This window comes from Achromobacter sp. FW305-C-28 (assembly GCF_058783235.1).
In genome coordinates this window covers 598,071-624,878 of record NZ_JBYSYL010000003.1, presented here as the reverse complement: position 1 = coordinate 624,878, position 26,808 = coordinate 598,071, and the positions used below count along the sequence as shown (strand labels likewise).

At 68.0% G+C, this 26,808-nt stretch carries 23 protein-coding genes; 17 read left to right on the top strand and 6 right to left on the bottom strand.

Annotated features, from left to right (window positions below; genetic code table 11):
* Positions 1-8 precede the first annotated feature (8 nt).
* The gene (locus AC3WMR_RS11650) at positions 9-1,562 is read right to left on the bottom strand and encodes an ABC transporter substrate-binding protein (RefSeq protein WP_492263227.1); all 1,554 of its coding nucleotides are present in this window, start codon (positions 1,560-1,562) and stop codon (positions 9-11) included.
* A 45-nt stretch (positions 1,563-1,607) separates the two neighbouring features.
* Positions 1,608-2,813, bottom strand: a complete 1,206-nt coding sequence (locus tag AC3WMR_RS11645) for an aminotransferase class V-fold PLP-dependent enzyme (RefSeq protein WP_492263226.1) — start codon at positions 2,811-2,813, stop codon at positions 1,608-1,610.
* A 181-nt stretch (positions 2,814-2,994) separates the two neighbouring features.
* Between AC3WMR_RS11645 and AC3WMR_RS11640 the strand changes: the two genes are divergently transcribed.
* Complete coding sequence (locus tag AC3WMR_RS11640; protein WP_492263225.1) at positions 2,995-3,939, top strand: LysR family transcriptional regulator; 945 nt, start codon at positions 2,995-2,997, stop codon at positions 3,937-3,939.
* Between the two features lie 43 nt (positions 3,940-3,982).
* Here the strand turns inward: AC3WMR_RS11640 and AC3WMR_RS11635 are convergent, their stop codons facing one another.
* Both AC3WMR_RS11635 and AC3WMR_RS11630 read right to left on the bottom strand, forming a co-directional pair.
* Positions 3,983-4,504 carry a hypothetical protein gene (locus AC3WMR_RS11635; protein ID WP_492263224.1) on the bottom strand — a complete coding sequence of 174 codons (522 nt, stop codon included), beginning with the start codon at positions 4,502-4,504 and terminating at the stop codon, positions 3,983-3,985.
* A 54-nt stretch (positions 4,505-4,558) separates the two neighbouring features.
* Entirely contained in the window at positions 4,559-5,461 is a 903-nt protein-coding gene (locus tag AC3WMR_RS11630; protein ID WP_492263223.1) for a LysR family transcriptional regulator, read from the bottom strand.
* An 86-nt stretch (positions 5,462-5,547) separates the two neighbouring features.
* Here AC3WMR_RS11630 and AC3WMR_RS11625 point away from each other — a divergent pair, with 86 nt between their 5' ends.
* The 5 genes from AC3WMR_RS11625 to cysW all read left to right on the top strand — a co-directional run bounded on the left by AC3WMR_RS11625 (position 5,548) and on the right by cysW (position 10,518).
* The gene (locus tag AC3WMR_RS11625; RefSeq protein ID WP_492263222.1) at positions 5,548-6,018 is read left to right on the top strand and encodes a MarR family winged helix-turn-helix transcriptional regulator; all 471 of its coding nucleotides are present in this window, start codon (positions 5,548-5,550) and stop codon (positions 6,016-6,018) included.
* Between the two features lie 47 nt (positions 6,019-6,065).
* A complete protein-coding gene (locus AC3WMR_RS11620) occupies positions 6,066-7,631 on the top strand; it encodes an MFS transporter (RefSeq protein WP_492263221.1) in 1,566 nt (521 codons plus the stop codon).
* A gap of 140 nt (positions 7,632-7,771) precedes the next feature.
* Entirely contained in the window at positions 7,772-8,788 is a 1,017-nt protein-coding gene (gene cysP, locus AC3WMR_RS11615) for a thiosulfate ABC transporter substrate-binding protein CysP (protein ID WP_492263220.1), read from the top strand.
* A gap of 74 nt (positions 8,789-8,862) precedes the next feature.
* Complete coding sequence (cysT, locus tag AC3WMR_RS11610) at positions 8,863-9,705, top strand: sulfate ABC transporter permease subunit CysT (RefSeq protein ID WP_492263219.1); 843 nt, start codon at positions 8,863-8,865, stop codon at positions 9,703-9,705.
* Between the two features lie 3 nt (positions 9,706-9,708).
* Complete coding sequence (cysW, locus tag AC3WMR_RS11605) at positions 9,709-10,518, top strand: sulfate ABC transporter permease subunit CysW (RefSeq protein WP_492263218.1); 810 nt, start codon at positions 9,709-9,711, stop codon at positions 10,516-10,518.
* A gap of 21 nt (positions 10,519-10,539) precedes the next feature.
* Here the strand turns inward: cysW and AC3WMR_RS11600 are convergent, their stop codons facing one another.
* Positions 10,540-11,865 (bottom strand): LLM class flavin-dependent oxidoreductase, encoded by a 1,326-nt coding sequence (locus AC3WMR_RS11600; RefSeq protein WP_492263217.1) that lies wholly within the window; start codon positions 11,863-11,865, stop codon positions 10,540-10,542.
* Between the two features lie 152 nt (positions 11,866-12,017).
* Here AC3WMR_RS11600 and AC3WMR_RS11595 point away from each other — a divergent pair, with 152 nt between their 5' ends.
* Positions 12,018-12,839 carry an IucA/IucC family C-terminal-domain containing protein gene (locus AC3WMR_RS11595; protein ID WP_492263216.1) on the top strand — a complete coding sequence of 274 codons (822 nt, stop codon included), beginning with the start codon at positions 12,018-12,020 and terminating at the stop codon, positions 12,837-12,839.
* Positions 12,840-12,896: 57 nt separating this feature from the next.
* Here AC3WMR_RS11595 and AC3WMR_RS11590 read toward each other — a convergent pair whose 3' ends face one another.
* On the bottom strand, positions 12,897-13,769 hold the full coding sequence (locus AC3WMR_RS11590) for a GntR family transcriptional regulator (RefSeq protein WP_492263215.1): 873 nt from the start codon (positions 13,767-13,769) through the stop codon (positions 12,897-12,899).
* Between the two features lie 212 nt (positions 13,770-13,981).
* Between AC3WMR_RS11590 and AC3WMR_RS11585 the strand changes: the two genes are divergently transcribed.
* From AC3WMR_RS11585 to AC3WMR_RS11540, 10 genes are all read left to right on the top strand, one after another.
* The gene (locus AC3WMR_RS11585) at positions 13,982-15,145 is read left to right on the top strand and encodes a C45 family autoproteolytic acyltransferase/hydrolase (protein ID WP_492263214.1); all 1,164 of its coding nucleotides are present in this window, start codon (positions 13,982-13,984) and stop codon (positions 15,143-15,145) included.
* Between the two features lie 5 nt (positions 15,146-15,150).
* On the top strand, positions 15,151-16,095 hold the full coding sequence (locus tag AC3WMR_RS11580) for an ABC transporter permease (protein ID WP_492263213.1): 945 nt from the start codon (positions 15,151-15,153) through the stop codon (positions 16,093-16,095).
* Positions 16,092-16,910 (top strand): ABC transporter permease, encoded by an 819-nt coding sequence (locus AC3WMR_RS11575; protein WP_492263212.1) that lies wholly within the window; start codon positions 16,092-16,094, stop codon positions 16,908-16,910. Before AC3WMR_RS11580 ends, AC3WMR_RS11575 begins: the two co-directional genes overlap by 4 nt.
* Positions 16,907-18,634, top strand: a complete 1,728-nt coding sequence (locus tag AC3WMR_RS11570; RefSeq protein WP_492263211.1) for a dipeptide ABC transporter ATP-binding protein — start codon at positions 16,907-16,909, stop codon at positions 18,632-18,634. Before AC3WMR_RS11575 ends, AC3WMR_RS11570 begins: the two co-directional genes overlap by 4 nt.
* Positions 18,631-19,485, top strand: a complete 855-nt coding sequence (locus AC3WMR_RS11565; protein ID WP_492263210.1) for an alpha/beta hydrolase — start codon at positions 18,631-18,633, stop codon at positions 19,483-19,485. Before AC3WMR_RS11570 ends, AC3WMR_RS11565 begins: the two co-directional genes overlap by 4 nt.
* Before the next feature lie 38 nt (positions 19,486-19,523).
* On the top strand, positions 19,524-21,077 hold the full coding sequence (locus tag AC3WMR_RS11560) for an ABC transporter substrate-binding protein (protein ID WP_492263209.1): 1,554 nt from the start codon (positions 19,524-19,526) through the stop codon (positions 21,075-21,077).
* 64 nt (positions 21,078-21,141) lie between these two features.
* Positions 21,142-22,578 (top strand): amidase, encoded by a 1,437-nt coding sequence (locus tag AC3WMR_RS11555; RefSeq protein WP_492263208.1) that lies wholly within the window; start codon positions 21,142-21,144, stop codon positions 22,576-22,578.
* Positions 22,579-22,731: 153 nt separating this feature from the next.
* Positions 22,732-24,897, top strand: a complete 2,166-nt coding sequence (locus AC3WMR_RS11550) for a laminin G domain-containing metallophosphoesterase family protein (protein WP_492263207.1) — start codon at positions 22,732-22,734, stop codon at positions 24,895-24,897.
* Between the two features lie 167 nt (positions 24,898-25,064).
* Positions 25,065-25,640 carry a sigma-70 family RNA polymerase sigma factor gene (locus AC3WMR_RS11545; RefSeq protein WP_175195063.1) on the top strand — a complete coding sequence of 192 codons (576 nt, stop codon included), beginning with the start codon at positions 25,065-25,067 and terminating at the stop codon, positions 25,638-25,640.
* Complete coding sequence (locus tag AC3WMR_RS11540) at positions 25,640-26,725, top strand: FecR domain-containing protein (protein WP_492263206.1); 1,086 nt, start codon at positions 25,640-25,642, stop codon at positions 26,723-26,725. The genes AC3WMR_RS11545 and AC3WMR_RS11540 overlap by 1 nt, the downstream gene beginning before the upstream one ends.
* Positions 26,726-26,808: the final 83 nt, after the last annotated feature.

Here is a 26,808-nt window from a genome sequence, read left to right as displayed (position 1 = left end):
CGGCGCGCTCAGTTCAGCCACATGGTGGGCAGCGAGATGCCGGGGCTGCTTTCGCTCAGCGCCCCGCCCAGCTGCGTATAGCCGTGCACCTTGCGCAGGTAGCCCTGGCCCTGTTCGCGCCAGCTCACGAAGACCCACGGGCTGGTGTCCAGAATGCGCTTTTCGGCCTGCTGGTAGATCGGCTGGCGGGCCTTGGGATCGGTCAGCGCGCGGCCGTCGGCCAGCAGCTTTTCCAGTTCGGGGTCGCGATAGCCGACCGGCTTGGCCCAGTAGCTGGAATCGCCGCCCAGGTAGTAGGCATAGGCGTCCGGGTCGGGCAGCTTGACCGACACGCCGTAGATCATGGATTCATAGTCGCCGCGGTTCTTGCGTTCGACCAGCGTGGCCCATTCCACGGGTTCCAGCTTCAGGTTGATGCCGACTTCCTTCAGGTTGGCCTGCACCACCTGCGCCATGGTCGTGTAGATGCCCAGCCCCTGGAACACCACCATCGACGCGTCCACGCCATTGGCATAGCCGGCTTCGGCCAGCAAGGCGCGCGCCTTGGCGGGGTCGCGCTTGTAGGTGCCGTCCAGCGCCTTGTCGTAGTACGGCGAATCGTCCGGCGTGGGTGCGCCGTAGATGGGCTTGCCGTAACCGAAGAACGCGGCCTTGGACACGGCTTCGCGGTCGATCGCGTACGACACCGCGCGGCGCACGCGGGCGTCGTCGAACGGTTTCTTGCTGGTGTTGAACCAGACGCTCATGAACGCACCGCCGGCCGTGTCGATCTTGATGCCGGCGTTGCGGCGCAGCACGTCGATGTCTTTCCAGGGCACGAAGTCGATCATGTCGAGCGACTGGCTGCGCAGTGCGTTCACGCGCGCGTCATCGCTCTTGATCATGCGGAAATCCACCCCGTCCAGGTAGGGTTGCCCCGTGACGAAATAGTGCGGATTGCGCACCAGATTGGCGCGCACGGCGGGCTCGTAGCTTTTCAGCTGGAACGGGCCGGTGCCGTTGGCGGACAGCTTCAGGTTGGCGCCGCCCTGTACCCACTTGCGCGACACGATCGCCGCTTCGGGCAATGCCAGCACGCTCAGCATGGTGGCGTCCGGCGAGGGCTTTTCGACCTTGACGGTGGCCGCGTCCACCACGGTGACCGTGGCGCCCTGCAGGTTCGAGCGCAGCGTGGCGCCCGTGGCCGGGTCCAGGATGCGGTCCAGCGAGAACTTCACGTCGTCGGCCGTGACCGGCGTGCCGTCCTGGAACGTCACGTCCGGGCGCAAGTGAAACACCAGCGTGCGGGCGTCGGGCTGGTCCCAGCTTTTTGCCAGCCGCGGTACGATCGCGCCGCTCTTGTCGTAGCCTGCCAACGGGCTGTACAGCGCCTCGATCAGCACCTTCCAGGCGCTGCCGCCATACACATGCGGATCGAGCGACACGATTTCGGACACGGTGCCGTAGCGCAGCGTGCCGCCGGGCTTGGGCGTGTCGGCAGCGACGCCGCTGGAAGCCCAGGCCGTCAGGGCGCAGGCGCCCAGGGCTAGCGCCAGCCGGCGCCAGGGTTGCAGGATTGCCATGGTGTTCCCCTTGTTCATGATGGTCAGCCTGTGCGCGGCGCGCCGTCAGGACGGCAGCGCCTCGACCAGGCGGTCGATGTCATCGGTATCGTTGTAGTAGCTGGGCGAAATGCGCAGGTTGCCCCCGCGCACCGCCAGGTCAACGCCGGCCTCGCGCAGCCGTTCGGCCAGATCTTGCGCATCGTGGCGGGCATGCTTGAACGACAGGTTGCCCGAGGCCTCGCCCGGCACCCGCGAGCTGACGATCTGGAAGCCCTTGCGCTGCAGCGCCACGGCGGCGTGGTCGGTCAGTTCCAGGATGTGCGCCTCGATGCGGGCCGGCGTCAGCGCCAGCTGGATGCGCACGGCCGCATCCAGGCCCCAGATGCCGGTGAAGTTGGCCAGCGCTTCCTCGAAACGGCCGGCGTTGGGCCGGTATTCCAGCAGATAGTGCATGTGGTCTTCGGTGCTGTCGACGCTGTGATAGCCCACGCTGGGCGGGTCCAGCAGGCCCAGCACGCTCTTGCGGCAATAGAAGTAGCCGGTGCCGATGGGCGCCAGCATCCACTTGTGTCCGCCCACCGACAGGAAGTGCACGCCCAGCCGTTCCACGTCCAGCTCCAGCGCGCCGGCCCACTGGATCGCGTCCAGGTTCAGGTACACGCCGCGTTCGTGGCACAGGTTCGAGGTGGCCTCCAGGTCCTGCCGGAAGCCGTTCGAAAATTGCACCGCGCTCAGCGACACCAGGCGGGTGCGGTCGTCCATCAGCTTGCGGATATCGTCCACCAGGATGCGGCCGTTGCGGTTCTTCACCCAACGGATCGTAACGCCGCGCGCCGCCAGCTTCATCCAGCAATACACGTTGGACGGGTACTCGATGTCGGGCAGGATCAGGTTGTCGCCGTCGCGCCACGGAAAGCCGTTGGCCACGTTGACCAGCCCTTCCGTGGTGTTCTTGACGTACGCGATCTCGTCGCGCCCCGCCCCGATCAGCCGGCCGATGCGGGCCTTGATGGTTTCCTCGGCGTAGCGACACCACTCGGGATAGGCGTTGCGGCCGTTGTCGCGCACGTCCTCCATGAAGCGATTCACCGCCGCCACCACCGGCAGGCTCAGCGCGCCGATCGACGCGTTGTTCAGGTACGCCCGCCGCTGCTTGATCGGGAACGCCTGCCCGATGTTGCTCCAGTCGAGCTGCTCGATGCCATTGCGGTCATCGGGAAACAGTGCCGCGGGTCCGCCCACGGAAACCGATTTGTCCAGGATATTCACGCCGCGCCTCTTTCATTGAAGGTGGGATGATCCTAAGATTGCGTGAATCCATGCGTCAATTTCGTTTGGAGTATCGATTCATGCACTTTTGTAATGTATCGCGGCGGCCTGGCCGCTTTCTCCTATGGCGCAGCGGGAACGGCCCAAGTTTGTCCCTGCCCGCCCTTTCGGGTTTGTCCCTATGCGCCTGAACCGCCTGCAAGCCCTGCGCGCCGTCATGGAAACCGGCAGCGTGACCGAGGCCTCGCGCCGCATCCACCGCACCCAGCCCCAGATCAGCCGCCTGATCTCGGCGCTGGAAGAAGAAGTCGGCTTTTCGCTGTTTTCGCGCCAGGGGCGCGGGCTGATACCCACCCAGGAATGCCTGCGCTTCTACGAGGGCACGCGGCACATCCTGGCCGGTTTCGAAGAGGTCGATCGAATCGCCGGCAACATCCGCAATCAGCAGGACGCCTGGCTGCGCATCCTGACCCAGCCCTACTTCGCCTACAGCGCCATGCCCGGCGCCATCGCCGAATTCGGCCGCAGCCATCCGCAGGTGCGCATGTCGCTGGAAGTGCGGTCGCGGGTGGACGTGGGGCTGTGGATGTCGGGCCAGCAGTTCGACCTGGGCGTGGCGGCGCTGCCGATCGATTTCCCGGGCATCACCAGCCGCACCTTCGCCCAGGTGCGGCTGGTGATCGCCATGCCCGAAGGCCACCGTCTGGCGGCCAGGCGCGTGGTCACGGCCGCCGACATCCAGGACGAACCCTTCATCGCGCTGCGCCCCTACACCCTGCTGCGCCAGCACATCGACGATCTGATGGAAAAACGCCGGCTGCCGCTGCGGCTGGTGATGGAAACGTCGTCCGGCCAGTCCGCCTGCCAACTGGCGGCGCTGGGCATGGGCATCGCCCTGGCCGACCCGATCCTGGCGGCCAACGTGCCCGGCATCGTGCTGCGCGACTTCGAACCGCGTTTGACCATGCCGTATGGCTTCCTGCTGCCCAGTTCGTATGCGCCGTCGGAGCAGGCGCGGGAATTCGCGCGGCTGCTGATCCGGCGGGTGAAAGAGATGGCGCCGGAACGGGTGGACCTGGTGCCGCAGGATGCCGCCGAGGGCGATGGCGGCATGGCGTTTCCGTAGACGAACAGGGCCCGTCCACACGACAAGGCGCCTCGCACCGGCCCTAGCCGCCCGGCGTCGGCCGGGCCACCCAGCAGAACCAATTCAGGCGCGGCACCGAGCCGGCCAACGCGGGATCGTCGTGTTCGAAGCCGACCTCTATTCCACCTGACGTGGTGACCAGAAAGGCATAAGGCGGCGCGTGCGGCCGCACGTCGCCGACCGCGATACCGCGGCGCGCCGCGTTGTCCAGAAAGCGCGCCAGGGGCGTGCCGGCCCGCAGGATGCCGGTGTCCGTCAATGCCAATGGACCGCCTCGGACATACCCGCCCCGCCCGCTGAAACCGTCCACGAACACCGTGGTCAAGGCCGTCTCGGATTCGAAATGGAATTCGATGTCGCCGTAGCCGACGATCAGCGGAAAACAGCGTGCGTCTCCGCGCCGATAGGAGCGGTCCAGGTCCGTGGGGGTGTAGACCTCATCGGGCGGCCCCAAGGCGGCGAAGACCGCTTGCGGCGTGCTGTCGGCGCCGGGGCGCCACGGCCCGATCCGGCCATGCTGGAGGAAGGCGATTAGTGAAATCATCGCGGCATTATCGCGCAGCCCGCAGGATGCGCCAGCCCTTGCCCCTGCCGGTGCCTACGCCAGCCGTTCGAACTTCTGCACCAGGAAATCGACGAACACCCGTACCCGCGCCGGCACCAGCCGCGACGCGGTCATGACGTACAGCGGAATCGGGTCCAGCTGCCAATCCGGCAGCACCCGCACGATCTGCCCGGCTTGCAGCAGCGCCGACGCCTGCGTGCGGCTCAACTGGCCGATGCCCATGTCCTGCCGGATCAGCTGGCGGATCAGCGACTGGCTGTTGGTGACCAGCAGCGGGGTGGGCCGTACCACCACGGCATCGTCGCCGTTGTGCAGCGTCCAGCCGGCGCCGGCCTCGGTCTCTGACGTGAACAGGCACTGGTGATGTTCCAGCTGGGCTGGCGCCAGCGGCGTGCCGTGCGCGGCCAGATAGGCCTTGGTGGCATACAGGTGGCGCCGCACCAGGCCGACCCGCCGCGCCACCAGGCGCGAGGCCGCGGGCGGGTCGCCGGTGAGGATGCTGACGTCGTGCCGCTGCGTCATCAGGTCGGGCAGCAGCGAGGTCAGGAAGATGTCGAAGCTGATCTGCGGATAGGCCGCGTGGAACTCGGCGAAATGCGCGTCGGCGAAATAGGTGGCGAAGTCGTTCGACATGCTGACCCGCAGCACGCCCGACGGGTCGGATATCTCGCTGTTCAACTCGTCGTTGACGGTCTTGGCCTGCTGCACGATGTCGTCGATCTGCTGCAGGTAGCGCGCGCCGGTCTCGGTCAGCGTCACGCGGCGGGTCGAGCGGTTGAACAGCTTGATCTTGATGTCGGCTTCGAATTCGGTGATGCGGCGCGACAGCGTGGACGTGGGCACGCCCAGCGCCTGCGAGGCTTTGGTGAAGCTGCCCTCTCGGGCGACCGCCGCGAAAAACGCCATGTCCCGCAGGCGGTCTATGTCTCTGCTCATCGTCTACCTCTTGCTGCGTCGTTCTTGAAATTAGATGACAACTCATCTATATTAGATGATAAGTCATTTAATTCGCAAACCCTGCCATGTCCCAGGAAACCGCCGCCCCGCCCCAAGGCCGGCTCAGCACCAAGATCGGCGTCGTCGCGCGCCAGTGGCGCCGCGCCGTCGATCAACGCCTGCAACCGTTCGACCTCACCCAGGCCACCTGGCTGCCGCTGGTGCAACTGGCCCGCGCGCCCGGCCCGATGCGCCAGAAAGACCTGGCGGCCGCCCTGTCGCTGGACAATTCCGCCGTGGTGCGGGTGTTGCAGAACCTGGAAGCCAACGGTTTCATCGAGCGCCTGGAAGACCCCGACGACCGCCGCGCCAAGGCGCTGGCCATCACGGCCCAGGGGCGCCAGCTGGTGCGGCGGGTCAATACCGTGTCCGCCGCGCTGGAACGCGAGCTGCTGCACGGCATGGCGCCCGAAGACGTCGACGCCGCGCACCGCGTGCTGGAACGGCTGGGCAGCCTGCTGCTGGATATGAACGGCGCCACTCAGGCCCGCGCTTGATGGCGCTGCCGTCCGCGCCTGAACTTGCACACTGACGTCCCCCCACCGTGACCGCCGCCGCGCCCACCCCAGCCTTGCCGGATGCCCCGGCCGCCAGCGGCCTGCGCTCGCTGTTGTTTCCGCTGGCGATCGCGCTGGCCGTGGGGCTGGACTATTTCGACAATTCCGCCTTTTCGTTCTTCATCAGCGACATCGCCGGCGGCATCGGCGCCCCGCCCGATGAACTGATCTGGTCGTCCAGCGCCTACGCCGTGGCCGGCGTGCTGGGCATCCTGCAGCACCAATGGTGGGTCGAACGCCTGGGCCACCGCCACTACCTCGGCGCCTGCCTGCTGCTGTTCGCCGCCGCGGGGGTGCTGGCCGCGCTGAGCCAATCGTCGGCCGAACTGGCCGTGGCGCGTGCTTTGCAGGGCTACCTGATGGGCCCGATGATGGGCGCCACGCGCATCCTCATCCAGCAAAGCTTCGCCCCGCGGGAGCGCGGGCGCGCCACGCGGCTGTTCCTGTGCAGCATTCTGCTGTGCAGCGCGCTGGCGCCGCTGGCGGGGGGCTACCTCGTGGCCGACTTCGGCTGGCGCGCGGTGTTCGTCTGCACCATTCCCGTGGCGCTGATCACGGGCGGACTGGTCATGCTGGCGGTGCCGGCCACCGGCCGCCTGCCGCCCGAACAACGCGGCGAGCCCCACCTGTGGCCCTACGTGATCGCGGCGCTGGCGCTGGGCGCCTTGCAGATCGTGGCGCAGCAATTGCGCACGTCGCCGTTCAGCGAATCGCCCGGCCTGGAAGGCCTGACGCTGGCCGGGGTACTGCTGCTGGGCGCCTTTCTGTGGCATCAATGGCATCATCCGCGCCCGCTGTTGCACCTGCATGGTCTCAAAGAAGCCACCTTCCGCACCGGCCTGATGCTGTATGCGCTGTACTACTTCATCAGCAACGCCTTCAGCTACCTGGTGTCGCGCTTCTTGCAGGCCGGGCTGGGCTATCCCGTGGAAAACGCCGGGCACCTTGTCGGGGTGACGTCACTGGTGGCGTTGGCCGGCGCCCTGCTCTATTTCCGTTTTGCCGGCCGGCTGACGCGCAAGAAGGGGTTGATCGCCACCGGTTTCGTGCTGGCCGCGCTGATCGGCGCCTGGCTGGCGCATCTGCCGCCCGACGTCAGCCAGTCGTGGCTGCTGCTGCCCCTGACGTTGCGCGGCCTGCTGTTGCTGTTCATTGCGCTGCCGGTGGCCAACCTGGCCTTCCAGCCGTTTGCGATGGAGCTGTATCCGCACAGCTACCGCGTCAAGAACATCGTCAAGCAGATGGCGTATTCGTTTTCCACGGCCACCATCATCGTGTTGGAACAGCACCGCCTGGCCCTGCACCAGACCCAGCTGGCCGCCAATGCCAGCCTGTCCAACCCGGTGTTCGCCAGCGCGCTCGACCAGCTGACGCAGCGTTTCGCGCAGGCCGGCGCGGCGCTGGCGGCCGCGCATGGCCTGGCGCTGGCCGAAATCCAGCGCGTGATCACGCAGCAGGCCAATTTCATGAGCGTGCTGGACGGCTTCGTGTTCCTGGGCGGGGTGTCGGCGGTGGCGGCCGGGTATGCGTTGTGGCAGCGCCGGATTCATTGACCTGGCGGCGCAACCCAACGCCCGGCTATTAGTTAAAAGTAATTGAATATTTCCGGATAAGGGCGGGCTTGCGCATCATGCAGGGTCGGGACGCGGCCCTGCCGCCTGTCTTTCACGCCCACTCTTTCCGGAGAAGCCCTTTGTTCCAACGACTGCTCGCCTCGGCCCTGACGCTGACGGCCCTGGCCGCCGCCCCGGCCCACGCCCAGCAAGCGCCCCAGGCCCTGCTGAACACGTCCTACGACATCGCGCGCGAGCTGTTCGCCGCCATCAACCCCAAGTTCCAGGCCGACTGGAAGGCCAAGACCGGGCAGGACGTCAGTATCGAACAGTCGTTCGCCGGCACCTCGCGCCAGGCGCAGTCCATCATCCAGGGCCTGAAGGCCGACGTGGTGACCTTCAACCAGGTGCCCGACGTGGACATCCTGGCGCAGAACAAGCTCCTGGCCGCCGACTGGCAGAAGAAGTTCGCCAACAACAGCTCGCCCTACTACAGCACCATCGCCTTCCTGGTGCGCCGCGGCAACCCCAAGAACATCAAGACCTGGGACGACCTGGTGCGCGATGACGTCAAGCTGGTGTTCCCCAACCCCAAGACGTCCGGCAACGCGCGCTATTCCTACCTGGGCGCCTGGCTCTACGCCCACGAGAAGTTCAAGGGCGACGACGCCCAGACCCGCGCCTTCGTCGGCAAACTGCTCAAGAACGTCGAAAGTTTCCCCACCGGCGGGCGCGGCGCCACCGTGGCGTTTGCCCAGAACAACCAGGGCGACGCGCTCTTGACCTTCGAATCCGAGGTCAACAACATTGCCCAGGGCGACGAATTCAAGGCCCAGGGCTTCGAAGTGGTGGTGCCGCCGGTCAGCGTGCTGGCCGAATTCCCCGTGGCGGTGGTGGACAAGGTGGCCGACGAGAAAGGCACGCGCAAGGTGGCCGAAGCCTATCTGCAGTTCCAGTATTCGCCCGCCATCCAGAAGCTGCTGACCGACTTCAACTACCGCGTCCACGACGCCGAGGCAGTCAAGGCCAGCGCCAGCCGCTTTCCGGCGATCCGCCTGATCAACCCGCAAGACGTGCTGGGTTCTTGGGACCAGATCACCAAGACCCACTTCGCTGCCAACGGCGTGCTGGACCAACTGCTGGGCGCCGGGCGCTGACACCGCGCTCTTGCCATTCGCCATGACAGCCGGCTGCCCCACGGGGTGGCCGGCGCATTTTCGTTCGGGTCCGCATGCCTAAGTTCTTTCGCCAGCACCCCACCCTGCCCGGTTTCGGGCTGAGCTTCGGGGTCAGCAGCCTGTTCATCACGCTGGTCATTCTGCTGCCCTTGTCCGCGCTGCCGCTCTACAGCAGCCAGATGAGCTGGGGCCAGTATTGGCAGGCGGTGACCGACCCGCGGGTGCTGGCCAGCTACCGCGTCACGCTGCTGTCGGCCGCCTATTCCACCACCGTGGTGCTGGCGGTGGGCTTGCTGCTGGCGTGGATCCTGGTGCGCTACCGCTTTCCGGGCCGCGCGCTGCTGGACGCAGCCGTGGACCTGCCCTTTGCCCTGCCGACGGCAGTCGCCGGGCTGACGCTGTCAGTGCTGCTGGCGCCAGGCGGCTGGGTCGGCCAGTTCTTCGCGCCGCTGGGCATCAAGATTTCCTACGCCTTTCCTGGCCTGGTCATCGCCATGATCTTCACCAGCCTGCCATTCGTGGTGCGCTCGGCGCAGCCGGTGCTGGCCGATATCGGCACCGAATACGAAGAGGCCGCGCGCACGCTGGGCGCCAGCGGCCGCCAGGTGGCCTGGCGCGTGCTGCTGCCCGCGCTGGTGCCGGCGCTGTTCACCGGCGGCTCGCAGGCCTTCATCCGCAGCCTGGGCGAGTTCGGCGCCGTCGTGATGATCGCCGGCAATATCCCTTACAAGACCGAAGTGACGTCCCTGATGATCTTCAGCCGCCTGGCTGAATACAACTACCCGGCCGCGGCCGCCATCGCCACCGTCGTGCTCGCCGCGTCGCTGCTGCTGTTGTTTGCCTTGCAGGTGTTGCAGGGCCGCCTGTTGCCGTGGCAACGCGTGGCCGGGGTCTGACGGATGCGCCCGGATTCCCCCTGGCCGCGCCGCCTGCTGATCGCCGCGGGCCTTCTCGCCGCCCTGTTGCTGCTGGTGCTGCCGCTCAGCCTGATCTTCACCCGGGTCATCGTCGGCGGCTGGACGGCCCTGGTGCAGAACCTGGGCAGCAGCGACATGCGCGCGGCCATCGGCCTGACCTTGCTGGCCGCCCTCATCAGCGTGCCGGTGAACCTGGTGTTCGGCGTGCTGCTGGCCTGGTGCGTCACGCGCTACGACTTTCGCGGGCGGCGCGTGCTGATCGCGCTGGTCGACATCCCCTACGCCACCTCGCCGGTGGTCGCCGGGCTGTGCTACCTGGTGGTCTACGGGCTGGAAGGCGCGTTCGGCCGCTGGCTGAACGGCCATGGCGTGCAGCTGATGTTCGCCTGGCCCGGCATCGTCATGGTGACCATCTTCGTGACCTCGCCCTTCGTCGCGCGCATCCTGATTCCGCTGATGCAGGCGCAAGGGCCCGAAGAGGAACAGGCCGCGCTGACGCTGGGCGCCGGCGGCTGGCAGATCTTCCGCCGCGTCACGCTGCCCAACATCAAATGGGGCCTGCTGTACGGCGCCGTCATCACCAACGCCCGCGCGGTCGGCGAGTTCGGCGCCGTATCGGTCGTGGCCGGCGCCATCCGCGGCAAGACGCTGACGCTGCCGCTGCTGATCGAACAGCTCAACGACGACTACAAGACGGTCGCCGCCTTCACCGCCGCCGCGCTGTTGGCCTGCATGGCGTTGCTGACGCTGCTGCTGAAGACGATGATGGAAAGGCAGCGGCCGGGATTGTGACACCCGCCAGGCAGGGAAGACCTACGCAAAATGCCGATTCGCTGGCCGCGGCAGCCCCAGATTCTCGCGCAGCGTGCGGCCTTCATACTCGCGCCGGAAGATCCCCCGCCGCTGCAGTTCCGGCACGACCTGCCCGGCAAAGGCATCCAGCCCGCCCGGCAGCCACGGAAACATGACGTTGAAGCCGTCGGACCCCTCGGTTTCCAGCCATTCCTGCATCTGGTCGGCGATGTGCGCGGCGGTGCCCACCATGGCCAGTCCGCCGTAACCGCCCAGGCGCTGGGCCAGTTGCCGCACCGTCAGCGATTCGCGTTCGGCCAGGCGCAGCACGCGTTCCTGGCTGCTCTTGCTGGCGTTGGTCTCGGGCAGCGGCGGCAGCGGCGCGTCGGGGTCAAAGCGCGACGCGTCACAGCCCAGGGCGATAGACAGCGACGCGATGGCGCTTTCGTAGTGCACCAGGCTGTCCAGCTTGGCGCGGATGGCGCGGGCCTCGGCGTCGGTGTCGCCCACCACCACCAGCACGCCGGGCAGTATCTTCAAGTGGTCGCGGCTGCGGCCCAGCTTGTCCATGCGCCCTTTCACGTCCGCATAGAAGCGCTGGCCGTCCTGCAACGTGCCCGCCGCGGCAAAGACGACCTCGGCGGTTTCGGCGGCCAGCTGGCGGCCCGGTTCGGACGCGCCGGCTTGCACGATCACCGGCCAGCCCTGCACCGGCCGCGCAATGTGCAGCGGCCCGCGCACCGACAGGTGTTCGCCCTGGTGATTCACGGCGCGCAGCCGCGACGGGTCGAAATAAATGCCGCTGTCCGCATCGCGGATGAAGGCGTCGTCGGCCCAGCTGTCCCACAGGCCCGTCACCACGTCGTAGAACTCGCGGGCACGGGCGTAACGGTGGGCGTGGTCTGGCTGCTCGGTGCGGCCGAAATTCAGCGCGGCGTCGGGGTTGGACGTGGTGACGATGTTCCAGCCCGCCCGGCCGCCGCTCAGGTGGTCCAGCGACGCGAAGCGCCGGGCCAAGTGGAACGGCTCGTCGAACGTGGTGGACGCCGTGGCCACCAGCCCCAGCCGCTCGGTGGCCTGGCTCAATGCGGACAGCAGCGTGAACGGCTCGAACGACGTCGCGGTATGGCTGCGCTTGAGCGCCTCGATGGGCATGTTCAGCAACGCCAGGTGGTCGGCCATGAAGAAGGCGTCGAACTTGGCCTTTTCCAGCGTCTGGGCGTAGCGCTTGAGGTGTTCGAAATTGAAATTGGCGTCGCGATGGGCGCCGGGGTAGCGCCAGGCGCCTGTGTGGATACTGACCGGGCGCATGAATGCGCCCAGCTTCAATTGACGTTGCGCAGCCATGGGTGCCGGCCTGTGTAGCGGAAACGAAAAAGATAGCGCCGGGCCCGCCCGCCGCGAACGAACCAAATGTTATATGGCTATGCCGCCGATTTGCACCGGCGCCGCTTTGTCTTTACGCTTGCCTGCTTTGCCCGCCTCGATCCCGGCCCCGCATGATCGCGTTCCTGCAGCCCTATTTCCGCGAAGAATGGCGTGTCTACGCCGAGTCCGTGCAGCTTGCGCCCACCCGCGCCGGTGAACGCTTGGCGGGCGCGCTGCTGCACGATCCGGACGGGCTGGGCGACGCATTGGCGCGCCACCGCCGCCACTGGTCGGACGCTGATCCGCGCGCGGTGGCCTCGGCCTGGGCCATGCGTTATCTGTGGGCGCTGCTGCCGCCGGTGGTGGCCGCCGCCAGCGGTGCGTGCCGGCCGTTGCCGATGGCCGCCGACGCCATGCGGGTGGAACTGGATGACACGGGCGCGCCCGTGCGCTTCCTGATTGCCGACCTGGGCGACGCCAAGGACGGGGATCCTGCCATTACCGCTGGCAGCACCGTCACACGCCGCGCCGAAGCGCCCGTCCACGCCCCCTCCGACGTCTGGCACCGCTACGGTCCCCTGGTCTGGAACCACCTGCACCTGCTGGCCGACGCGCTGTTCCAGGCCAGCCGCCTGCCGCGCAAGACGGTCTGGGGCGGCGCGGTGCGCTACCTGGAAGCCGTGCTGAAGGCGATGGAAACCCACGGCGCCGCGCCGCATGCCGCGCACGACCGCCAACAGTTGCTGCACGAATCCGCGTGGGGTCCGGCCTGCCAGGAACGCGACAACCCCTTGTGCCTGCCACCGCGCGTATCGCGGGGCGACGGCCCGGTCATGACGCTGCATCGCGAATGCTGCCTGTACCACCTGCTGCCCACGGCGCAGTACTGCGCGGCCTGCCCGTTGGCGCCGCAGCACCGGGCGCCAACTCGGCAATCTCAAGCCACGACGTAATCGGCCCAAGGTCGGGCCGACGGCCGGGTCGCAAGCCGCCCTTGCGCTCGCTACCCCTCAGATATCCGCGGCTCGCGTGATGTGGCGCTTCAGCAGCGCCGCCGCATACTCCCGGTCTCCCTCCGCCAGCGCCGCCAGGATCCCCAGGTGGTCGGTACAGGCCTGGCGGATGTGCACCTCGGCGAGATACCCGAAATTGGCGTATTCCGTCATGCGCCGCAGCGAATTCTGGCGCCGCACGGCCTCGGTCAGAAAGCGGTTGTTCGACCACGACGCCAGCGTTTCATGAAAATTGGCGTTGGCGTTGAACCAGACGTCGCGCTGCAATTGCGCCACCGGCATCTGCAGTATTTCGCCCTGCTCGCGCTGCAAGGCGGTCAGTTGGTCCGGCGGCGCGTGATAGCCCGGCGCCGTCAGCGCGCTGCATTCGACGATCAGCCGAAATTCATAGCTTTCGTTGACCGCCTGCTCGTTGTCCAGCGTTTCGGCGAACTGCCAGCCGTGGCCCGGCAGGCGCTCGGCCAGCCCTTCGGTGGCCAGGCGCATCAGCGCACGCCGCAGCGCGCCCCGCGTGACCTGGAACTGTTCGACCAGTTGCGCTTCGGACACCTCTGCCCCCAGCCGGCCGTCGGCGCGGGCGCTCATCAATTCGCCGTACAGGCTTTCGGATTCGGAATGCGGAACCAGCGCATCCAGGCTTTCGTCGCTGGCGGGCTCGCGTTCCAGCCGGTAGCCCTTGCCCGCCGTGTAGGCCAACAGGCCCTGGCGCGTCAGCAGGTTCAGCGCCTGGCGAATCGGCGAGCGCGACACCTTCAGTTCCTGCGCCAGGCGTAGATCCGACAGTCGCTCGCCCACCTGCCAGCGGCCGCTCTGGATCAGGGCGGTCAGCTTGCGGGCGACTTCGATCTGTAAGGGACTCAGCTCTTGCATGGCGTCGCGCTCCTTTGCCGAAGGATTATCCATGCCCGACCCGCGGGCGCAAGCGCGTGCTTGCCCGGGGCGCCGCGCGCTGCCCTGCCGCGTCCCGTGAGGTCGTACACGTTTTCCCTAGATTTCATATATCGCCCCATAAAACCGATTGACAGGAGATAACAGCGGTATTTAGTGTATTACGCAGCAACAAAATACAAAAGGAAGGACAGATGGCAATCACTCCCTTTCCCTGCGTTACGTTGACCGGCGGCCCTGAAAGCCGCGGCCGCCAGTATGGGCAGGCACTGCAACCCCGCATCCGCCAGAGCGCGGCCCTGTACGGCGGGGCGCTGGACGCATTCGGCATGGGCGCTGCGCAAAAAGCGGCGTTGATCGCCGACTACGCGCGCCGCATCGCCGACTTCGACGAGCACTACGTCGAAGAAATGCGCGGCATCGCCCAGGGCGCCGGCGTGCCCTTCGAAGACATCGTCATGATCAACGCCCGCACCGAAGTCATGGCGCTGGCGCGGGCCCAAAGCAGCGCGGCCAATCCCGACGACGAAGCCGACGACGGCTGCACCGGCACCATCCTGCTGCCCGAGCGCAGCGCCTCGGGCAACCTGATCCACGCGCAGAACTGGGACTGGCGCGCCGAATGCGCGGCCACCGGCGTCGTGCTGCGGGTACGCCAGGAACACGGGCCCGACTACCTGACCTTTGTCGAAGCCGGCGGCCTGGCCCGCAGCGGGCTGAACGCCGCGGGCGTATCCATCACCGCCAACTACCTGGAATGCGAGCGCGACTACAAGACCCTGGGCGTGCCCCTGGGCCTGATCCGCCGCAAGGTGCTGGAACAGGAACACTTCGCCCTGGCCGCCAAGGTCGTGGCCACCACGCCCAAGTCCTGCTCGAACAACATCATGATCGCGTCGGCCGCCGGGTTCGGCATCGACTTCGAATGCGCGCCGGACGAGGCCTTTCCGCTGTACCCCGACGACGGCCTGATCGTGCACGCCAACCACTGGGTCGGCCCCATTGCCCTGGCCAAGCTGCGCGACACCGGTATTGCCCATGTACCCGAAAGCTTCTACCGCGACTGGCGCGTGCGCCGGCTGCTGCAAGCCCAGGGCCGCCTCCTGGACCGCGAAGGCGTCAAGGCCGCGCTGTTCGACGACTTCCTGGCGCCCTATTCCGTCTGCCGGCCCGAACGCCACGGCGACGGCGGCAACCTCACCGCCACGGTCGCCATGATCGTGATGGAGCCGGCGCTGGGCCTGATGGAAATCGCGCCCATGCCGGCCAGCAACCGCCGCTTCACGACCTACCGGCTGGACGGCGACGAGCCGCGGGATGCCGTCGATACCCGCGAATCCGAGCTGGCCGGAGCCTGAGCGCCATGTTGCGCTTCATCGTGTCGCGCATCGGCATGGCGCTGCCCACGCTGCTGATGGTTGCGCTGGCGGTGTTCATCCTGGTGCGGCTGATTCCGGGTGACCCGGCCGCCTTGATGCTGGGCGATTCGGCCGATGCCGCCAGCCTGGCCGCGCTGCGCGAACAGTTAGGGCTGAACGCCAGTTGGCCGACCCAGTTCCTGTTGTGGGGCGGCCACGTGCTGCAAGGCGACCTGGGACTATCCATCGCCAACCGCGAACCCGTGCTGTCGCTGATCCTGGAACGCTTCGTCGTCAGCGCGCAGGTGGTGCTGCCCGCCGTGCTGCTGGCCACGCTGCTGGCGGTGCCGGCCGGGATGCTGGCGGCGTGGCGCCAGGGCCGCCTGGCCGACCTGGCGCTGGTGGGCGGCGCCACCCTGCTGCTGTCGTTGCCCGCCTTCTGGATGGGCCTGCTGCTCTTGCTGCTGTTCTCGCTCAAGCTGGGCTGGTTTCCGATGGTGGGCTTCGTCACCTTCGCCGAGAACCCGGGCCGCGCCTTGATGTACCTGGTGCTGCCGGTGGCCACGCTGCTATTGCACGAGATCGGCGTGATCCTGCGCATGACCCGCGCGTCCACGCTGGAAGTGCTGAACCTGGACTACATCACCCACGCCCGCGCCAAGGGCCTGTCCGAATTCAAGGTGCTGCGCCGCCACGCCTTCAAGAGTTCGTTCGGCCCCACCTGGACGCTGCTGGGCCTGATTCTGGGCAACCTGCTGGCCGGGGTGGCCGTGATCGAAACGGTGTTCACCCTTCCCGGCCTGGGCCGCCTCCTGGTCGACGCCATCTTCGCCCGCGACTACCCGGTGATCCAGGGCTGTCTGCTGTTCATCGCCAGCGTGTACGTGCTGGTCAATCTGGCGGTGGACCTGCTCTACCCGCTGTTCGACCCGAGGGTGGCCGCGCAATGAAACGTCGTTCCCTGACCTCCGTGGTGGGCGGCACCCTGGTGGCGGTGGTGGTCGTGACCGCCCTGGTGGCGCTATTCTGGACGCCCTACGATCCGCTCAAGCTCAACTTCAAGGCCCGCCTGGCCGCGCCCAGCCTGACGCACCTGATGGGCACCGACGAGCTGGGCCGCGATGTCTTCAGCCGCCTGATGCAGGGCGCCACCGCCAGCCTGCGCGTCAGCGTGATGACGGTACTGCTGGCCACCGGGGCGGGCGTACTCATCGGCGCCACCAGCGGCTTTCTGCGCGGCTGGACCGACCGCGTGCTGATGGCCATCAACGACACCCTGCTGGCCTTTCCCGGCCTGTTGCTGGCGCTGGGCCTCCTGGCCGTGTTCGGCGCCAGCGAAACCGGCATCATCCTGGCGCTGGCCCTGGCCTACATGTCGTCCGTGGTGCGGGTGGTGCGCGGCACCGTGCTCAGCCTGCGCGAACGCGAATTCGTGCGGGCGTCGCGCATCATGGGCAATTCCGAGTTCTACACCCTGATGCGGCACTTGCTGCCCAACTGCCTGGCGCCGGTCATCGTCATGGCAACGTCCATGTGCGGCTGGATCATCCTGGCCGAAAGCTCGCTCAGCTTCCTGGGCCTGGGCGTGGCGCCACCCGCGCCCACCTGGGGCAACATGCTGGCCGGCAGCCGCAGCTACATCGGCCAGGCCGCCTGGCTGGCGATCTTTCCCGGCCTGGCGATCTCGCTGTCGCTGCTGGGCATCAACCTGTTGGGCGACGCGCTGCGCGACCGGCTCGATCCCCGCATGCGGAGGCGCGCATGACATCCCCCGTGTTGCTCGACATCGACCGCCTGACGCTCGCCGCCGGCCCCCATCGCAACGTGGTGGCCGACGCCAGCCTGCAAGTGGCGCGCGGCGAGATCGTCGGCGTGGTGGGCGAATCCGGCTCGGGCAAGACCCTGCTGGGCCGCGCCATCATGCGCCTGACGCCCGACGCCATCGCGCGTACCGGCGGCGACATCAAGCTGGACGGCACGTCTGTCTACGGCCTGCGCCCGGCGCAGTTGCGCGCCCTGCGCGGCCCCAAGGTGGCGATGGTATTCCAGGAACCCATGACCTCGCTCACGCCGTCGCTGACCGTAGGCGAACAGCTGGTAGAAGGCCTGCTGCAGCACGCGCCGCGCGAACGCGCCAGCCACCGCGCTCGCATCGAAGCCATGCTGCGCCGCGTCGGCCTGCGCGACATCGACCGCGTACTGCGGGCCTATCCGCATGAATTCTCGGGCGGCATGCGCCAACGCATCATGATCGCCTCGGCCATGCTGCTGCGCCCCGCGCTGCTCATCGCCGACGAACCCACCACCGCGCTGGACGCCGTGATCCAGCGCGAAGTGATGGAAATGCTGGTCGAGCTGACCCAGGAACACGGCACCGCCGTGCTGCTGATCAGCCATGACTTGCCGATGGTGGCGCGCTACGCCAGCCGCATGGTGGTGATGCGCCGCGGCGACATCGTCGAAACCGGCGCCACCGCCCAACTGCTGGCCGCGCCCGCCCACGACTACACCCGCCAACTGCTGGCCACCCTGCCGCAGCGCCGCGCCCCGCGCCCGCTGGCCACTGCCGCGCCGCTGCTGTCCGCGCGCGACCTGACCGTGGACTATGGTGCCCGTAGCACCTGGTTCAGCCGCCAGGCCGGCGTGCGCGTGCTGCACGGCATCAGCCTGGACATCCACCCGGGCGAAGTGGTGGCCGTGGTGGGCGAATCGGGTTCGGGCAAGACCACGCTGGGCTCGGTGCTGACCGGCCTGGTGGCGCCCACCGGCGGCACGCTGCGCTACAAGGGCCAGCCGCTGGCTGCGCGCGGCGCGGGCTTTGACGACTATCGCTACCACTGCCAGATGGTGTTCCAGGACCCGTATTCGTCGCTGGACCCGCGCATGACGGTGTCGGCCCTGGTGGCCGAGGCGCTGCGGCTGGCGCCCGGCTTGAGCGCGTCCGACAAGGCCCGGCGCGTGGCCGAAACGCTGCAAGACGTGGGGCTGGGCGGCGACTTCGGCCAGCGCTATCCGCACGAACTGTCCGGCGGCCAGCGCCAGCGCGTGGCGATTGCGCGCGCCCTGGTGCGCCGCCCGGCGCTGCTGATTGCCGACGAGGCGGTGTCCGCGCTGGACGTCACGGTGCGCGCCCAGGTGCTGGACCTGCTGGCCGACCTGCAGCAGCGCTATGGCTTTTCGTGCCTGTTCATCAGCCACGACCTGGGCGTCGTCGAACAGATTGCCGACCGCGTCATCGTGATGCAGACCGGCCGCATCGTCGAACAAGGCACCCGCGACGCCATCTTCGACACCCCGCGCGAACCCTATACCCGCCAGCTGCTCGGCGCCATTCCGCTGCTCGAACCCACGCCCGCGGGCGGCGTGCGCCTGAAATGGCGCCGCGACACCGGCGGGCAGCCTGTCGATGACCGCCAAAGCCTGCCCGCCGGGCAATCGCCGGCGGCCTCCGCTTTCAGCACCGACCGGCCCCAGGAGGCCCATCCATGACCACGCTACCCGCCCGCCGCCAGGGCCACGGCATCAAGCTCAGCTTCTACGACTTCGGCGCCACGCCGTTCTTTGCCTGCCAATACGACCAGCGCTTCAGCTACTGCCTGTACGTGCCGGCCGATTACGACGAAACCGCCGCCAAGGCCTACGACCTGGCCGTCATCGTGCACGGCACCGGCCGCACCGCCACGCAATACCGCGACCTGTTCGCCGATTTCGCCCAACGCCACGACTGCATCGTGCTGGCGCCGCTGTTCCCGGTGGGCATCATCGAACCCGGCGACCTGGCCAACTACAAGCGCATCCAGTTCCACGACATCCGCTACGACCACGTGCTGCTGGCCATGGTGGACGAAGTCATCGCCAAATACCGCGTGAACGGCGGCCGCTTCCTGCTGTACGGCTATTCGGGCGGCGGCCAGTTCTGCCAGCGCTTTTTCATGCTGCACCCCGAACGCCTGCAAGCCGTCTCCATCGGCGCGCCCGGCGTGGTGACGCTGCTGCATCCCGACTACGACTGGTGGGTGGGCGTGCGCGACGTGCCCGCGCGCTTCGGCAAGGCCATCGACATCGACGCCATGCGCCAGGTGGCCGTGCAGACCGTGGTCGGCACCGACGACACCCAGACCTGGGAAATCACCATCCCGCGCGACAGCAAACTGTGGATGCCCGGCGCCGACCTGCAAGGCGACAACCGCATCGAGCGAATCGAGGCGCTGGCGCAAAGCTTCGAACGCCACGGCATCAAGGTCCGGCGCGACACCGTGCCGGGCGTGGCGCACGAGCCGTTCAAGGTCATCGACCCGGTCCAGGCGTTCTTCGAGGAATTTCTGAAGGCCCGCCGCTAAAGCCTGCCATCAAGACCCACAAACACAAGGGGAACCCCATGACACGCAAACCTGCCCTGGCCCTGCTGCTGTGCGGCCTGCTGGCCGGCCCGGCCGCCCACGCCGTCGGCGACATCGGCACGCTGCGCGTGGCGCTGCACGCCGATATCGCCAGCATCAACCCCGGCGTGAACCGCGATGCCAACGCCGACATGGCGCTGGCCCACGTGGTCGAAGGCCTGGTGGCCTATGGCGAAGACCTGAAGATCAAACCCGTGCTGGCCGAAAGCTGGCAGGTCAAGGACGATGGCAAGGTCTACGAGTTCACCCTGCGGCCCAAGGTGCATTTCCACAACGGCGCGGTGCTGACGGCCGCCGACGTGACCTGGAACTTCAAGCGCTATCTGGATCCGAAGACCAACTTCCAGTGCGTCAACCGCTACAACGGCAAGATCGGCCCCGCCTTGCAGCAGGTCGACGCCGTCGATGCGCAGACCGTACGGTTCACCTTCGCCTCGCCCGCGCCCAACTTCCTGATGACGCTGGCCACCATCCAGTGCACGCCGTGGATCCTGCACCCGGATTCGGTCAACGCCGACGGCAGCTTCAAAGCCCCCATCGGCACCGGCCCCTATGCCTTCGCCGGCATGATGACCGGCCGCCAGCTGGACTTGAAGCGCTTTGAGGCCTACGACGCCCTGCCCGGCGCACGCGACGGCTACGCCGGCAACAAGACCGCCACCATTGCCCTGCTGCGTTTCATGACGGTGCCCGACGCCAGCACCCGCAGCAACGGCCTGTTGTCCGGCGACCTCGACGTCGTGGACGGCATCGAGCCCGCCACCATGCAGACGCTGCGCGGCCAGGGCCTGACGGTACAGGTGCAGCAGACCCCCAGCTGGCTGGTCATGCAGGTGCAAAGCAATGCGCCCGCGCTGCAAGACGTGCGCATGCGCCAGGCGATTGCCCACGCGCTCAGCCTGCCCGACCTGGCCGAGGCCTCGGGCGAAGGCCTGTACAGCGCCAATCCGTCGGTGCTGGTGCCGCAAAGCCCGTACTACGACGCCCGCAGCAAGACCTGGCCGGCCTACGACCCGGCCGCCGCCCGCACCCTGATGGCGCAGGCCGGCTACAAGGGCAAACCCATTACATTGCTTGTCGCCAACCGCCAGGAACGCATCCAGGCCGCCACCATCGTGCAGGCCATGCTGGCGGCGTCGGGCATCAACGTCGAACTGAAAGTGCGCGACTGGGCCTCGCAGCTGGACCTGTACGGCCGTGGCCAATACGAGCTGGCCATCTTCGGCTATTCCGCCCGGCTGGACCCGCTGCTGATGTACGAATCGCTGATCGGCGACAAGAAGGTCGAACCCACCCGCCAATGGGACGACCCCAAGGCCTCGGCCCTGCTCAAGCAGGTGGCGATGGAACCCGACCCGAACAAACGCCGCGACCTCTTCAACCAGCTGCACGAACTGATGGCGCAAGACATCCCCATCATCGGCCTGTTCAACCTGCCCGTCGTCACCGCGCTGCGGCCGTCGGTGCAGGGCTACCAGGGCTGGCCGGGCGGCACGCACCGGTTCTGGGGCGTGAGCAAGACGCAACCGTGATGCCAGCTCGCACCGCCCCGCCATTGGCCTGTTTCCATTCATACTGACCCGCATTCCCGCAGCCATGCCCATCCCTGATTCCGACTATCTCCAGGCCGACGCCACCGCGTTGGCCGCCGCCATCCGCGCCGGCCGCCTGACCCCGGCCGAAGCCGTGGCGCAGGCCTTTGCCGCCATCGACCGCGTCAACCCGCAACTGAACGCCGTCATCCTCACCATGCGCGACGAGGCCGAAGCGCAATTGCGCGAGCTGCCCGCCGACGCCCCGCTGCGCGGCGTGCCCGTGCTGCTCAAGGACGACTGCCCCACCTACGCCGGCACGCCCATGTCGTTCGGCTGCCGCGCCGCCGTGGGCTACACCCCCGCGCACGACCACGAACTGGTGCGGCGCTACAAGGCCGCCGGCCTGGTCATCGTCGGCAAGACCAACTTGCCGGAATTCTCGGCCAATATCCACACCGCGCCCACCCTGCACGGCGCGACGCTCAACCCCTGGGACGCCCGCCGCAGCCCCGGCGGCTCGTCCGGCGGCGCTGCCGCGGCCGTCGCCGCGCGCATGGTGCCGCTGGCCTATGGCAACGACGGCGCCGGGTCCATCCGCATCCCGGCCGCCTGCACCGGCCTGTTCGGCCTGCGCCCTTCGCGCGGCCGCGTGCCTTGCGGCCCCGTGTCCAGCGAAAACTGGGGTGGGCTGGTCAGCCATCACGTCCTGACCCGGTCGGTGCGCGATTCCGCCCTGTTGCTCGACCTGACCGATGCGCCCGAACCCGGCGCGCTGTATGCCGCCCCGGCCAAGTCCGGCGCGTACACCGAGGCCGCCGGCCGCGATCCGCGCGCGCTGCGCATTGGCCTCATCACCCAGCCAGGCCTGGACATGACGCTGGACCCCGCCGTCGCCGCCGCATTGGACGACGCCGCCACGCTATGCCGTCAACTGGGCCACCGAGTCGAGACCGCGGCCTTCAACTTCGACCAGGCCGCGCTGGCCGACGCCTACCTGCGTATCGTGGCCGCCTACACCGCGCTGGAAGTCGACGCCATCGCCGCCGACACTGGCCGCCCCGCCGACCCTGGCGGTTTCGAACCCGCCAACCTGGGCCTGGCCGAATACGGCCGCGCCCTGTCCGCCCCGGCCCTGCTGGCTGCCCGCAACACCGCCAACGCCATCGCCCGCAGCGTGGGCCGCCTGATGGCCGATTACGACGTGCTGCTCACGCCCGTGCTGCCCACCCTGCCGCCGCCCGTGACCGCGCTGGACGTGCGCAGCAGCGACTGGCGCGCCTTCGCCGACGAGTTCATGCGCGGCACCGTCTTCACCCGACCCGCGAACGCGGCCGGCGTGCCCGCCATGAGCGTGCCCCTGTGCCGCGACGCGAACGGGCTGCCGATCGGCATCCAGTTCATGGCGTCTTATGGCGACGACACCACGCTGATCGAACTGGCCGGACAATTGGAACGCGCGCGGCCCTGGGCCGACCGCTTGCCGCCGGTGCATGCGTGACACCATCGCGCCCGTCGCACGGCAGATCCGGGCGCGCGACCCTGCACACACCCGGGCCCGGGCCTGCCGCGCTGCACACAATGTTCACGCACGCTTAACATTTCCGTCATTTCGCGTTTCTAAGCTTCCCACTTTTTCATTGGGGTGGCACAGATGGCGCACGACCGGAAAGACCTGAAACAGCGCGTTAATACGCGGCACGACGATCATGACATGGCCGAGACAAGCGGCCTTGTGCCAACCGCAACGGACCCGCGCCGCCGCAGCCTGCTCAAAGCCGGCCTGGGCGCCACGCTCATGCCGGTCGGCGGCTCGCTGCTGCTGTCGGCCTGCGCCAGCGACAACGACGACGAAGACCCCGCCGCGCCCGATGCCCCCGCGCCGGCGCCGCAGCCGCAACCGCAGCCCAAGAACATCTCCAGCTTCGCCGTCGCCGTGCTGCCCGACACGCAGTTCTATTCGCGCTACGCCACCGACGCCGAAAACCAGCAGTTCATGCGCAAGTACGGCAGCGAGCCCTACAAGGCGCAGACGCAATGGGTGGCCAACAACGCCAAGGCGCTCAGCATTCCCTTCCTGATCCACCTGGGCGACGTGGTCGACCAGCAGAACAAACCCGACCAGTGGAAGGTGGCCGACGCGGCCATGAAGATCCTGGAAGACGCCAAGGTGCCGTATTCCATCCTGGCCGGCAACCACGACGTGATCCTGGACCGCGACTACGTCGATCAAAGCAGCCAGGCCAGCGCCACCGACGCCCAGCGCATCCTGGCCAACGAACCCTATCTGCAGACCTTCGGCACCGACCGCGCCAAGAAACAGGCCACTTTCGGCGGCCGCGACCCCAGCGGCTTTCACGAATGGCACGTGTTCGAAGCCGAGGGCCAGAAGTTCATGGTGCTGTCCCTGTCGTGGCGCATTTCCGACGCCGCGCTGGCCTGGGCCAACCAGGTCATTCGCGCCAATCCGGCGCTGCCCGTCATCCTGGTCAACCACCAGTTGTTGAACATCGACAAAGACGGCATCAGCCCCCTGGAAGTGCCCTATGGCCTGATGCTGTGGGACAAGCTCATCCGTGACAACGACCAGATCTTCATGACGCTCAACGGCCATTACCATGGCGCGGCGCTGCTGACCAAGACCAACGCGTTCGGCAATCCCGTACATGAAATGGTCGTCGACTACCAGATGGCCTACCAGGGCGGCAACGGCCTGATGCGCCTGTACGAATTCGACCTGTCCAATAACGAAATCCGCGCGCTGTCGTTCTCGCCCTGGGTGCCGCAAAAGCCCAAGAACACGCTCAACGCCTTCGACCAGGCCGTTCTGCCCGGCACCAATGAGGAATTCACCATCAAGATGGATTTCGCCAAGCGCTTTGCCGGCTTCAATAAGGACTTCAAGGCCGGCACGCCCAGCCACACCGCGCTGATCGACCAGGCCCGCGCGCTGATCCTGGCCAACTACACCGAGCCGCCCGCCACCACGCAAAAGCCCGCCGCCGACAGCGACGACTACCCGCAGGTGTCCGGCACCCTGGCCCACTGGCGCTTCTTCGGCGGCGCCGACGGCCAGCCCGTGCCGGTGGGCACCGTGGTCGCCGATCGCACCGGGTTGAATCCCGTGCGCCGCGCCGCGCTGAACATCGACGGCGTGGCCGGCGCCCAGCTGGGCGACCTGCTCTGGTCCAACGACCACCACTACCTGTCCGCCGCCCCGGGCTCGGTGCGCTTCTTGAACACCGACAAGAACACCGCCCGCATGAGCTACTTCACCACCGATACGGCCGCGGCGATCAATGCGGAAACCGTGCCCAACGGCTACACGGTTGAAGCCTTCATCAAGATCGACCGCGACTGGACCGCGGGCAAGAACGCCTGGATGAACATCATGACCCGCGACGGCAAGCGCGGCGACCTGCCCGGCTTCAACGGCGGCGACGGCGAATCCCCGCCGCTGCTGTTCGCCGTGTCCAGCCTGCGCGAAATCCAGTGGGAAGTCGTGCCCGACGTCACCGGCACGCGCGACGCCAAGACCAACTGGTCCGGCGAAATCATCGCCGACAAGTGGCTGCACATCGCCGTGGTCAATGACAACACCACCCACGAAACCATCCTGTACGTCGAAGGCGCCCCGGTCCTGCGCAACGCGTCCGACGCGCCCGGCCTGGCGACCCTGGCCGCCAACATGCCGTGGGTCGTGGGGGCTGGCTCGTGGGATGGCAGCCGGGCCGACGGCTTCTTTGGCAGCATCGGCGAGGTGCGGATCGTGAACAAGGCGCTGCTGCCGGCGCAGTGGCTGACGGCGCGTCGCAGCTGAACACGGGGCGCTGTGCCCGGGGTGGGCATGGCCCGGGCCAGCGAGGTGCCGCTCATGTGCCAGGCGGCAGGCCAATGCCTGCCGCCTGGCGAACATCGGGGCGATGCCCATGTAACTGATAATCGTTCCTGTTAAACTCCCGGGGTATTTCGTCACGTTGCCCCGCCATGCGCCCCGACTCCTCCCCTTCGGACATCCATCACCTGTACCAGGCGCACCACGGCTGGCTGCGTACCTGGCTGCTGCGCCGGCTGGGCAATGCGTTCGATGCGGCCGATCTGGCGCATGACGCCTTCGTGCGCCTGCTGGCCGCCCCCCGCGCCTTTGACACGCCGCAAGGCGCCCGCGCCTATCTGCGCAGCATGGGCAACGGGCTGTGCATCGACCTGTGGCGACGCCAGGAAGTCGAGCGCGCCTGGCTGGACACCTTGAACACCTGCGCGGGCGCGGCGGCGCCGTCGGCCGAGCAGCAGGCGATCATCATCGAAACGTTGATGCAGGCGGCCGAGATGCTGCGGCAACTGCCGCCCAAGGTGGCGCGGGCGTTCATCCTGTCGCATGTGGATGGCTTGAAGTACCGGGAAATCGCCATCGAGCTGGACGTGTCCGAGCGCACCATCAAGAAATACCTGGCGCAGGCGATGCTGCATTGCGCGCTGTTGGAAGCGGCGCACCATGCCGCCACGCAGCCCGTGCATGTGCCGCCGGCCGCACTGGGCGCCCCCGCCCCCTCGGCAAGCTGATGGGCCGCCCCGCTTTCTCCACCGCGCCCGCAGGCGCCGCCGATCATCGCAGCCTGCAACAGGCGGCCGACTGGTATGTGCGGCTGCATGACGAGGCCGCCAGCGCGGCCGACTGGACGCAATGGCGCGCCTGGCTGGACCGCAGCCCGGGCCATCAGGCCGCCTGGCGCTATATCGAGGCCGTGAGCCAACGCTTTGCGCCGCTGCGCACGGACGGCGAGCCGCGGGCCGCATCCGCCGGCTTGCAGGCGGCGCTGATGCCGGCGCGGCGGCGCCACCTGCGCACCCTGGCCTGGCTGTCGGGTGGCGTGCTGGGCAGTTGGCTGGCGTGGCGCCATACGCCGCTGCGCATCGAACTGCAGGCGCTGGCGGCCGATTACCGCAGCGCCACCGGCCAGGTCCGCGAATGGCGCCTGGCCGATGGCAGCCACTTGTGGCTGAACACGGCCAGCGCCGCCGATTTTGCCATCGGGTCCACCGAGCGGCGCCTGACGCTGCTGCGCGGCGAGATGCTGGTGGCGGCGGCAGCCGATGCCGCCCGCCCGTTCGTGGTATCCACGCCGCAAGGCCGCCTGGCCACGTCGGCCCCGCCCCGGACGTCCCAGCCTGCAGGCGGGCCGCAGGGACAGGACTTCGGAATCCTCTCGGGATCTTCCGCGATCGCCGCTGCCCCCGGCGCCCGCTTCAGCGTCCGCCTGCTGGACCAGGCCACCCGGCTGGCGGTGCTGGACGGGGCGGTGCAGGTCCGCACGGCGGACAGCGGCGAGCGGCTGACCGTCGCGGCCGGCCATCAGGTCGTGTACACGGCGGACCATATCGGCCGCCCGGGGCCGGCCGACGCCGGGGCCGCCGCCTGGACCCAAGGCATGATCGTGGCCAACGACATGCGGCTGGACGAGCTGGTGGCCGAACTGGCCCGGTACCAGCGCGGCCACCTGGGCGTGGCGCCCGAGGCCGCCGGCTTGCGCGTAATGGGCACCTATCCGCTGGCCGACCCCGAACGCACGCTGCAACTGCTGGCCCGCGCCCTGTCGCTGCGGGTCGAGAAAAAGCTGCCCTGGTGGACCACGCTGACACCGGCGTGAGCGCCGCGCCTTCCCCTTTTTCCGTTTCGTTCGATCAGGTAGATGCGGGGCTGCCATACCTGGCGCCCCAGCCCGCCTGACGC